The sequence below is a fragment of the Okeania sp. SIO2F4 genome, from assembly GCF_010672385.1.
GTDB lineage: Bacteria > Cyanobacteriota > Cyanobacteriia > Cyanobacteriales > Microcoleaceae > Trichodesmium.
This window is the reverse complement of record NZ_JAAHGT010000243.1, coordinates 1-11,273: the sequence shown is the minus strand read 5'-3', so window position 1 is coordinate 11,273 and position 11,273 is coordinate 1. Positions and strand designations below refer to the sequence as shown.

Here is an 11,273-nt window from a genome sequence, read left to right as displayed (position 1 = left end):
AAATATCCTACAAATACCAATCCTTGATCGAGATAATTGTTCTAGTTTTCAGTGGGAAACAATTCATAAACGCCAAGATGGAAAACCTGTGTATCTTAACTTTAATGGGATTACTTTAAAAGATAAATTTGAAAATTTTGAAGGTGTTATTGGTACTGCTACAGATATAACTGAACGCAAAAAATCAGAAGAAGCTCTCCAAAAAGCTAAAGACCAGCTACAAGCAGTGTTAGATGCTGTACCTTGGTTCATTTCTTGGATTAGTTCAGACTTACGATATATAGGGGTAAACAAGAAACTAGCAAGTAGTTTTAATTTACTCCCAGAAACATTTATTGGTCAAGAAATAGGTTTTCTTGGAAGTAGTTCGGGTTTCGTTAAATCTATTAATGAATTTTTTGCTAGCTCAGAACAACAAATCTCTCAGGAAGTTGAAACTAAAGTGAATGGTGCTGTAAAAAATTACCTGATTGTAGTTCAGAAATATGACCGAGGAAAAGCAGTAGTTTCAGTCGGAATAGATATTAGCGATCGGAAACAAGCAGAGGCAATGAACATAAAATTAATTACTTCACTCAAAGAATCTGAAAGAAAATTTCGTAGTCTTTATGAAGCAACAAGTGATGCTGTAATTCTACTAGATAAAAAAGGGTTTATTGACTGTAATAGTGCTACTTTAACTATGTTGGGTTTGAATCAAAAAGAAGAATTTTTAACTAGAAAACTAACAGATTTTTATCCACAATATCAACAAAATCAGCAACCATCACAACAGTTACTTAAAACAAAAATAGTCCAAGCAATATGCAAAGGTAATAATCATTTTGAGTGGATCGTCAAGAGAACAGATAATTCAGAATTTCCAGTAGAAGTTTTGTTGACTGCAATGAGAGTAGGAGAAAGCTATGAAGTAAATGGAGAGAAAAAGTTATTCAAAAATAGAGTTATCCAAGCTGTAATTCGTGATATTACGGAGCGGAAACGAAATGAGGAACAAATTAAAGCATCTTTAGCAGAGAAAGAGGTACTATTAAAAGAAATTCATCATCGGGTAAAGAACAATCTGCAAGTAATTTCTAGTTTGTTAAGATTACAGTCAAGATATATTCAAGATGAAAATGTGATGGAAATGCTAAAAGAGAGTCAAAACAGAGTTAGATCGATGGCTCTTGTTCATGAACATCTCTATCAATCAAAAGATTTATCGAGGATTGATTTTAGTGAATATATTCGCAACCTAGCTTCTCACATTTTCCAAGCTTATGAAGTCAAAGCAAGAGGTGTGAAATTAAATGTCAAAGTAGTTCCTGTTTTCTTAAATATTGACACCGTAGTACCCTGTGGTTTAATAATTAATGAGCTTGTTTCTAATTCTCTCAAGTATGCTTTTCCAGAAGAATCTGTAGGAGATATTTCTATAGATTTCAATTATCAGCAGAATAATCAAAATAAATTTATTCTCCAAGTTAGTGATAATGGCATTGGTTTTCCAGAAGATTTAGACTATCAAAATTCTGGTTCTTTAGGATTACGTTTAGTTTGCTCATTAGTAAGACAACTTAAGGGAGAAATTGAGAGACTTAATCAAGTAGGAACAGTTTTTAAAATAACCTTTTAAGGAAAAAGGAAGAGGAAATCAAGAAGAAAGAAGAAGGTAAAAAGTAAATGAGTTATTACGATAATACAGTTCAGTTAAAGATTTTTTTTTGCAGTTCTATAATCTCAAGATTCACTCTAATAGTTCCATACCTTATGAGTTTTTGTTTGATCTAAAACGTATTGGGTATTCCTATTTCTCCTAACTCCTAACTGCTCCCTACTCCCTGCTCCCTACTCCCTAAATATATAGAGGTGAATAAATAATGTCAAAATCAAAAATTATGATTGTTGAAGACGAAAGTATTATTGCTGAAGATTTAGCAGATAGTCTCAAAACCATGGGGTATGCAGTTGTTGATATTGTTTCTTCGGGCGAAGAAGCAATTTTAATGGCAGCAGAAAAGCAACCAAATTTAATATTAATGGATGTAATGTTACAAGGAAAAATGGATGGGATAACAGCAGCAGAACAAATTCAATCAAGCTTACAAATACCCATAATATTCTTGACAGCTTACACCGATAATAAAACCCTACAAAGAGTAAAAGCAACAAATCCTTTTGGTTATATTGTTAAACCCTTTGAAGAAAGAAATTTACATTTAACAATTGAAATAGCTCTCCAAAGACATCACTATGACCCAATAACTCTCTTACCAAATCGTTCTTTATTTATATCCAGACTAAATGAAATTTTATCCCATAAAAATCAAGCTAGTTTAGGAGATTTATGTAAGATAAATAAACCTCATAAATATCAAAATTTTCCGAAAATACCTATCTTCTATATTAGCCTAGATAGAATTAATAGAATCAAAGTAACGTTGGGGAGTAAAAATGGGGAATTGGTACTGTGTAATATAGCGAAAAGACTTAAGGAATCTATTAGTTGCATTGAGATATTAGCTCGTTTAGAAGCTGCTGAATTTGCCATGATTCTTAATTCAGTAGAACAGAAACAAGATGCTATTGATGTAGCTCAATCTATTTTAGATATAATTTCTCAACCAATGGTTTTAGAAGGCTATGAAGTTTATATTACTGCCAGTATAGGAATTACATTTTATCCATTAGATGACATAGAAGTTGATGAACTGCTAAAAAATGCTAATGCAGCAATGTATCATGCTCAACAAAAGGGGGGAAATAATTATCAATTGCATAAGTCAGAAGCTGTTGTGATTTCTCTAGAACAAATGGCTTTAGAAACGAATTTGCGTAATGCTTTAAAACGCTCAGAATTTCAAGTTTATTATCAGCCAAAAGTTAATCTTAGAACTGGTAAAATTACTGGAGCAGAAGCTTTAATTCGTTGGCATCATCCAGAAAAAGGTTTGGTTTCACCAGCAGAATTTATTCCCTTAGCAGAAGAAACAGGGTTGATTATTTCTATAGGAGAATGGGTATTGCGTACTGCTTGTAATCAAACAAAAATCTGGCAAGAAGCGGGTTTTTTCCCATTCCAAATCGCAGTTAACTTATCTAGACGTCAATTTATTCAGAGAAATTTAGAAGAACGAATTATTAAAATTATCCAAGAAGTAGACTTAAAACCTAATAACCTAGAATTAGAAATCACAGAAAGCTTAGTTATGCAAAACGAAAAAGCTGCAAGTAAAATAATAAAATCATGGCAAGAGTTTGGAATTAAAATATCAATAGATGATTTTGGTACAGGATATTCATCCTTAAGTTATCTCAGAGAATTTCCATTTGATGTGATTAAAATAGACAAAAGTTTTATTCGTAATATAACAGCAGATAGCAAGACAGAAGCAATTACAATAGCAATTATTCAAATGGCTCATAGTTTAAACCTAAGAGTAGTTGCCGAAGGAGTAGAAACCCAAGCAGAGTTAGACTTTCTTCGGAAACATAAATGTGACGAAATGCAAGGTTATTTATTCAGCGGACCATTACCTAAATCCAAATTTGAACAGTTATTAAAAGAAGGAAAAAAGTTGGTTTAAAATTTGAGTTGAGAGAGTGTTTGTGGGAAGTATGGGAAGTGTGGGAAGTGTGGGAAGTGTGGGAGTCAATAGGATGTGAATTAATTTTACTGATGAACTTATTACAAAAAAGCACTTTCATTAATTCTCAATTATCAATTATCAATTATCATAGGATGTGTAATTAATTTTACTGATGAACTTATTACAAAAAGCACTTTCATTAATTCTCAATTCTCAATTCTCAATTCTCAATTCTCAATTCTCAATTCTCAATTCTCAATTACATTAGACTCGTCGAAAGCCACCAACCAAAACCCAAACCTAATCCAGAAATAATAGCCAAAATCAAAAAAGTCAAAAAGCCATTGAACAACTCTATCAACTTTTCTCCAGCCACCATTTGAGCAATTACTCCAGCCACAATACCAATAGCTACCCATGACCCAATAATAATATTAGGTCCAGCACCAACCAAAGCGATCGCCACAGTCTTAGACCGAGTAGAATTCCAAGCAGCAGACCAAGCTCCAACCCAAGCTCCCAAAATAAACCCCAACATACTACCAACACCAGTACCAGTCTGTGAAGCAATTACAGCATCAACTATTGTCCCAAAAACAAATCCACCAGCAGCCCAAACAATTGAACCGACCACAACCAGCAATATATTTTCTGCCCCATTGCCAGCCAAAAATCCCACCAAAGCAATTACTCCACCAATAGTCACCACAGCAGCAACAGTTCTTGCCTTTGGTTCAGTACCACTAATTACTCCCAGACTACATCCAACCATACCCCATGCAAAAGCAGTTATTAAACCCCCTACATAATTTCCAGCTATCCAACCCGCTCCACCACCAGCACCCAACATGGCGATCGCCCAACACCTCTGGGAACTTGACCCCTCAATTGCTAAAACAGTCATTCCCATCCATGCCACACCTTCAACTACGGCCCAACTCCAGACAGGAGCCTTAGAAATAATTAACACCCAGGCAGTCATAGCATAAAAAAGGAAAGTACTAATCAAGCTACCCCAAGGAATATCAGAAGTTGTTGAATTTGTCTGACGAGTAGATGTCTGAACATAGACCTCCTGAAAACCACGATCTGTGTTATAATCTCGTGGTCTTTGAGAAGACTGAGGAGGAGTGGAAGGGTAAGGAGAAGTTGGAGGGCGACGTGGTGTTGGTGGTGTTTGATCGGGAGTTGGTCTTGTTGGAGCAACTTGCTGTTGAGAATTACTCAAAAAATACCGCAATTTGCGGTAAGCTTCATTAATCTCTTTCAGACGAACAGTAGCTCTTGCTTGTAGACGAGAGTTTTGGACAAAGCGATCTGGATGCCAGACAAAAGCCAAATCTCGGTAAGCTTCTTTTACTTCTTCTAGAGAAGCGCCTGGTTCAAGTTCTAGAATTTTATAGTATTGGTTTATTTCATCCACACTTGAATTTCTCTTGAGATATTGCCAATACAATTTTGCTAACAAATGTTAACAATGCACAGTAATATTAGATTACTGAGGGTGTATTTCCCAAATTGGTAGAAAAATTTTCTACCAAGCTCTTAATAAAAATTATACGGGCTGCATTTAAGTCGCAGTCAAGACGAAAGCCATCACTGCCAGTCACAACTTTTTTCCCACCTAAATTGTGCAAAACTTCACTAGTCCAACTAACAGTTTTGCGCACGGCAATAGATTTAATTTGATCGGGGACAGGTTTGGCCCTTTGAGAGAGAGTGTTTAAAATCTTTCTATTCTACTACTATCTAGTTAGGATTGCTATATAATAGGTTAATAAGTTCATCAACAAAATTATAGCAATCAGGAATGATTTATGAAATATTTAAAAGTAATTAACATTAGGAATGAGAATTTATTGGCTTCCAGACTTCCTGTAAAGTAGGATTTGAGGGCGATATTTCTAAGCAAAAATTGTGGATATTGGATATTATTTTATGCTCATTCCTTGATCAAAATCCTTTTATATTCTAACTCCTGTTTGGGTGATTCCTATAGATACTCTTACGACTCCTGAATCCTAATTACCACTAAAATTTCACAACTGAAATATGATTACTATAATTATATATCCAATTCTCCCTATTCCCTACTCTCTTTCTCAACAAAGTAAGAATTATGTCAATGAAAACACTGGATATTCAAAAATTACAAATCAGTGTTAGTGAATACTATCTTTGATTGAAAATGATCGAGAGATTGTAATTACTAATGGTAATGTTCCTATTGCTATATTAACTTGATTAACTTTAGTTAGTTTTATTAAACCAAATATCAGGGAATCAGAAAAAAAACACCACATGTAGGATTAAATTTAGGTTCAATGGTTATGAGTGATGATTTTGATAGACCTTCACTAGATTAATTTTGGTTACAAAATCAATGAATACATTTTTTCGATCGCTTGAGTAGTCTTACCTGGCTACTATACTATTTACTCCCTTCTTCCCTATTCCCTAATTTTCTAGAAAAATGTTTTTTAATTCAATAGACTTTGCAATATTCTTACCGATAGTTTTTATTCTCTATTGGTTCGTAACTCAAAGAAACTTGAAGTTGCAAAACTTTTTAATAGTAGCAGCAAGTTATTTGTTTTATGGTTGGTGGGATTGGAGATTTTTATCACTGATACTCATCAGTACCATTGTTGATTATAGTCTGGGAATAAGACTCTACAAAGAAGAAAATTTAACCAAAAGAAAAGTTTTACTGTGGATAAGTATTTTAGTAAATCTTGGTTTTCTTGGATTTTTTAAATACTATAACTTCTTCCTAGAAAACTTTATAAACGCATTTTCTTTATTTGGGGCAGAAATAAAAGTTAACTCCTTAAATATTGTTTTACCTGTTGGTATTAGCTTTTATACTTTTCAGACATTAAGCTACACTATTGATGTCTATAAAAGGAAACTTGAGCCAACAAAAGATTTTATTGCTTTTTCAGCATTCGTGAGTTTCTTTCCCCAATTAGTTGCTGGACCTATTGAGAGAGCTACCCATTTATTGCCTCAATTTTATACCAAACGGACATTTGATTATTCAAAAGCTGTAGATGGTATGCGACAAATACTTTGGGGACTTTTCAAAAAAATTGTCATTGCAGATAACTGTGGTAAATATGCAGATTTGATTTTTAATAATTCAAGTGATTATTCAGGTAGCACTTTGGTATTTGGTGCTTTATTCTTCACTTTCCAAATTTATGGAGACTTTTCTGGTTATTCAGATATAGCTATTGGTACTTCACGTCTTTTTGGTTTTGACTTGATGAGAAATTTTGCTTTTCCTTATTTTTCCAGAGATATTGCAGAATTTTGGAGGCGTTGGCATATTTCACTTTCCACATGGTTTAGAGATTATCTATATATTCCTTTAGGTGGAAGTCGTGGTGGTAGTTGGATGAAAGTCAGAAATACTTTTATCATATTTATAGTTAGCGGTTTTTGGCACGGAGCAAATTGGACTTTTATTATTTGGGGTGCTTTAAATGCTATTTATTTCTTGCCGCTTTTGCTTACTAAAAACAACCGCAAAAATTTAGATATTGTGGCTCAGGGAAAATATTTTCCTAGTTTTAAAGAACTATCATTTATGTTAGTAACCTTTGGTTTGACTGTTGTTGCTTGGATATTTTTTAGAGCCGAAAATATTGATCATGCAATAAGTTATCTATCTGAAATCCTGTCCTATTCATTGTTTACAGAACCAGAATTTCCAGGAAAGAGTGAATCGTTAAATACTATTATTTGGGTAATCGGATTTGTTATAATTGAATGGCTAGGAAGAGAACAAGAATATGCGATCGCTAATTTAGGCAGAAAATGGAAGATACCATTTAGGTATATAATATATTACCTAATGATTATTGCAATAATTATGTCTAGCGATCAACAACAAGGACAAAGATTTATTTATTTTCAATTTTAAGAGAAATAAATACAAGTTCATAAGCAAAATTAATTACACATCCTACTCCCTATTCCCTGTTCCCCTTTCCCTCTTTCAACTAGGAAATTTATTTTGCACAACTACTTATGAAAAAGTTTATATTTAAGATTATTGGTTTCAGTATACCAATGGTGATTTTCTTGATATTAGGATTATTTTTACCTCCTACACCACGCGCTTCAAAATCTCTGCTCTTTGCTGAATTTCAGAAAGATTCTCTACTCAAAAATACTCCCTCTCCTCGGATAATTTTTATTGGTGGTTCTAACTTAAGTTTTGGTCTCAATAGTCAAACAATTAAAGACGAATTAAATCTGAATCCAATTAATACTGCTATCCACGCAATGATTGGCTTAAATTATATGTTATCCAATACAATTAAATATGTAAAAAAGGGAGATATTATTGTGCTTGTTCCTGAATATGCACATTTTTACCGGGATTATAATCACGGATCTATACAATTATTCCGCACTATATTTGATGTAAATTTATCAAAAATCAGGTTACTTAATCCGATTCAGATGTTAAATATGGTAAAATATATCCCGAAATATACAGTTTCTAAATTTCAGCAAAAAGAGTATATAAATGTAAGGGAAAATACTTTTTATGGTGTCAATTCATTCAATCAATATGGTGATACTTATACACATTGGGAATTAGAAAGAAGAGAAGTTACGCCTTTGCCAAAGCTTAAAGGTAAATTTAATCCATCTGTCATGGAACAAATTCAAGAATTCCAGACAGAAATTAAAAATAGAAATGCTATATTACTTATTTCTTTCCCTGGTCTTCAAGATGCTTCATATTTCAATATGATTGAACAAATAAAGAAAGTTGAAGCAGAATATATCAAAAATGGATTTAGGATTTTAGGAAGCTCTAAAAGATATATGATTCCTGATGAGATGATTTTTAATACACCATATCATTTGAACAAAAATGGGGTTGATTATAGAACAGGTTTATTAATTGAAGATTTTAAAAAGTATAACAAACAATATGGTATATGTGATATTTGCGTAGATTAATTATTGCTCTTCCGACGATAAACCTTGAAGGGATTATTTTCTTGAGTAGGGAAGTAGGGGAATAGAGTAATTCTTTTTTTGCTAATTACTCAGTTAAAGTTGAATGGTGGTTTATTTGATCGGATAAAAAAGTGCTCGCTTCTTGAGCATGGAAAAATCAACCTTCTAAAAAATTTTCCACATAGATATACTTGCAATTTTTCCACACAAAGAAAAGTAAGACTAGAAAAAAATTACTTTAGTCTATTTCAGCAACTACCTACCATCTGAAAATATCAATTCAAAAACAGAAATAGAAATATCATTAGAAAATCATAACCCTAGAGATAATAGGTAGCTAGCTGGACTTTAGGGAAAAACAGGTTAAAAATAAGGTAAAACCTTTATACAGTAATGTTTTCACCTAAAATCAAAGGTTTTCTTGGTATATCTAGGTTTTCCTAGGTCATGCTACGCAAACAGCCATTTTAAGCCAGTCTAGGTATTTCCCTTACTAACACTGGGTTTGAAGCCATTTTCAGTGTAAAAAATCTCAAAGTCCAGCTAGTATTTCTGGCAATATAGAATCCAGATGATTCCGGCAGTCATTTTTCTTGATTTTTCCCTCTTCTGAACCATTATAGTTGTTAAGCTCCTTAAAACGCCTTTCCTGAAGGCTTTGTATTTCAACATTAAAGATACCAAATGGGTTCTATACAAAAGCCAGCCTTGGAAAATAAGTATACCTGAATCTCCAGGTAAAATAAAACAACATCTAAAAATATCAATCTCAAATGTCCGCTAACCCTCCTACTACCCTTTTAATTGATGGTCATTCTCTAGCCTTTCGTTCCTACTACGCTTTTGCCAAAAGTCGTAGTGGAGGTTTGAAAACTTCTACAGGTATTCCCACAAGCGTCTGTTTTGGCTTCCTGAAATCTTTACTAGAAGTAATAGAGAAGCAAAAACCAGAATATTTAGCGATCGCCTTTGATTTAGGAGAACCTACATTTCGTCATAAAGCTGACAAAAATTATAAGGCAGATCGACCAGAACCTCCAGAAGATTTAATTACTGACTTAGAAAATTTAAAAGAGCTTTTAGGAGCTTTTAATTTAACAGTTATTACTGCTCCTGGTTATGAAGCTGACGACATCTTAGGAACTTTAGCACAAAGATATAGTGCTGTTGGTTTTCGGGTAAAAATTCTTTCGGGAGACCAAGATTTATTTCAATTAATAGATGTAGAAAAAGGGATTAGTGTTTTACATTTAGCTGCGGGTAAAGGTAGCACTCCTAAAGAATTTTTTGCTGAAGAAGTTAAGGAGAAGTTGGGTATTTTGCCGACTCAAGTTGTTGATTATAAAGCTCTTTGTGGAGATAAGTCTGACAAGATTCCTGGTGTTAGAGGTATTGGGGAAAAAACTGCTGTTAAGTTGTTGAATGAATATGGTTGTCTGGCAGAAATTTATGCTTCTCTGGATAAAATTAAAGGAGCGAATGAGAAAAAGTTAGTAGTAGGAAAAGCTGAGGCAGAGCATTCTCAGTTTATGGCAAAAATTGAAGTAAATGTGCCGTTAAATATTGATATAGAAGATTGTCAGGTAAGAAAATTTTCTCGCTCAGAAATTGAACCTGTTTTGCAAAGGCTGGAATTACAACATTTTCTGAATCAAATTCCTAATTTAGAACAGCAGTTTGATGGGTTGGCAGGAGTTAAGTCTTTGCCGGATGAGTCAGAAAATCAGCAGGAAGAAAAATCAACGAATACTTTTGTTGAAGTGGAAAGTGATGATTGGTTTTTTACTGCTGAAGAGACAAAGGCAGCTCAAGATAAAATTTCGTTAAAATCAGAAATTCAGCCTCAAATTATTGATACTCCAGAAAAGTTAAAGGAGTTAGTAAATATTTTAAAAGAACAGAAAAATCCTCAGACGCCCGTTGCTTGGGATACGGAAACAACATCTTTAGAACCGAGAGATGCGGAGTTAGTTGGAATAGGTTGTTGTTGGGGAAAAAATATAGAAAATGTTGCTTATATTCCTACCGGACATAAAATTGGCAAAAATTTGGAGAAGGTAACAGTATTGGAGGTTTTAAAGCCTGTTTTGGAAAGTGCTGATTATCCAAAAGTTTTTCAGAATACTAAATTTGATAGATTGGTTTTTCGCTCTCAAGGAATTAAATTAGCTGGAGTTGTTTTTGACACAATGTTGGCAAGTTATGTATTAAATCCAGGAGCAAAACATAGTCTGGAAGAAATATATATTAGATATCTTAGAGATGTGGGGATAAATTTACAGAGTTATAAAGATGTAGTCTCGAAAAATCAAACTATTGCTGACCTAGATATTCTGAAAGTAGCTGACTATTGTGGTACTCAAGTTTTTGTGACGTTTCAGTTAGTAGAAAAATTAAGAGCAGAATTAGAAAAGGCGGATAAAAGTAAACCGACTGAAAAATCTTTGTACAAATTATTAGTAGATGTAGAACAACCTTTAGAATCGGTTTTAGCCGAAATGGAATCTCAAGGAATTAGGATTGATATTGAGTCTCTGAAAAATTTATCAGTTCAACTACAAAAAGATGCTCCGAAAAATCAATCTGCTGAGAAATCTTTGTACAAATTATTAGTAGATGTAGAACAACCTTTAGAATCGGTTTTAGCCGAAATGGAATCTCAAGGAATTAGGATTGATATTGAGTCTCTGAAAAATTTATCAGTTCAACTACAAAAAG

General features: G+C 33.3%; 8 protein-coding genes. 6 read left to right on the top strand and 2 right to left on the bottom strand.

Annotation, left to right across the window (positions count from 1 at the left end; translation table 11 throughout):
* From F6K22_RS16750 to F6K22_RS16740, 3 genes are all read left to right on the top strand, one after another.
* On the top strand, positions 1-1,618 hold a 1,618-nt coding region (locus F6K22_RS16750; RefSeq protein WP_293099959.1), incomplete at its 5' end, for a histidine kinase dimerization/phosphoacceptor domain -containing protein.
* 244 nt (positions 1,619-1,862) lie between these two features.
* A complete protein-coding gene (locus F6K22_RS16745) occupies positions 1,863-3,569 on the top strand; it encodes a two-component system response regulator (RefSeq protein ID WP_293099956.1) in 1,707 nt (568 codons plus the stop codon).
* Positions 3,570-3,589: 20 nt separating this feature from the next.
* Positions 3,590-3,736 carry a hypothetical protein gene (locus F6K22_RS16740; RefSeq protein ID WP_293099953.1) on the top strand — a complete coding sequence of 49 codons (147 nt, stop codon included), beginning with the start codon at positions 3,590-3,592 and terminating at the stop codon, positions 3,734-3,736.
* A 95-nt stretch (positions 3,737-3,831) separates the two neighbouring features.
* Here F6K22_RS16740 and F6K22_RS16735 read toward each other — a convergent pair whose 3' ends face one another.
* Entirely contained in the window at positions 3,832-4,995 is a 1,164-nt protein-coding gene (locus F6K22_RS16735) for a J domain-containing protein (protein ID WP_293099951.1), read from the bottom strand.
* Positions 4,996-5,062: 67 nt separating this feature from the next.
* A complete protein-coding gene (locus F6K22_RS16730; RefSeq protein WP_293099948.1) occupies positions 5,063-5,242 on the bottom strand; it encodes a hypothetical protein in 180 nt (59 codons plus the stop codon).
* An 803-nt stretch (positions 5,243-6,045) separates the two neighbouring features.
* Here F6K22_RS16730 and F6K22_RS16725 point away from each other — a divergent pair.
* The 3 genes from F6K22_RS16725 to F6K22_RS16715 form a co-directional block, all read left to right on the top strand.
* Positions 6,046-7,500 carry an MBOAT family O-acyltransferase gene (locus tag F6K22_RS16725; protein ID WP_293099944.1) on the top strand — a complete coding sequence of 485 codons (1,455 nt, stop codon included), beginning with the start codon at positions 6,046-6,048 and terminating at the stop codon, positions 7,498-7,500.
* A gap of 107 nt (positions 7,501-7,607) precedes the next feature.
* Positions 7,608-8,555, top strand: coding sequence for a hypothetical protein (locus F6K22_RS16720; RefSeq protein WP_293099941.1), 948 nt, complete (start codon positions 7,608-7,610; stop codon positions 8,553-8,555).
* Positions 8,556-9,328: 773 nt separating this feature from the next.
* Positions 9,329-11,273: 5'-3' exonuclease H3TH domain-containing protein (locus F6K22_RS16715; RefSeq protein ID WP_293099938.1), on the top strand; the 1,945-nt coding region annotated here is incomplete at its 3' end.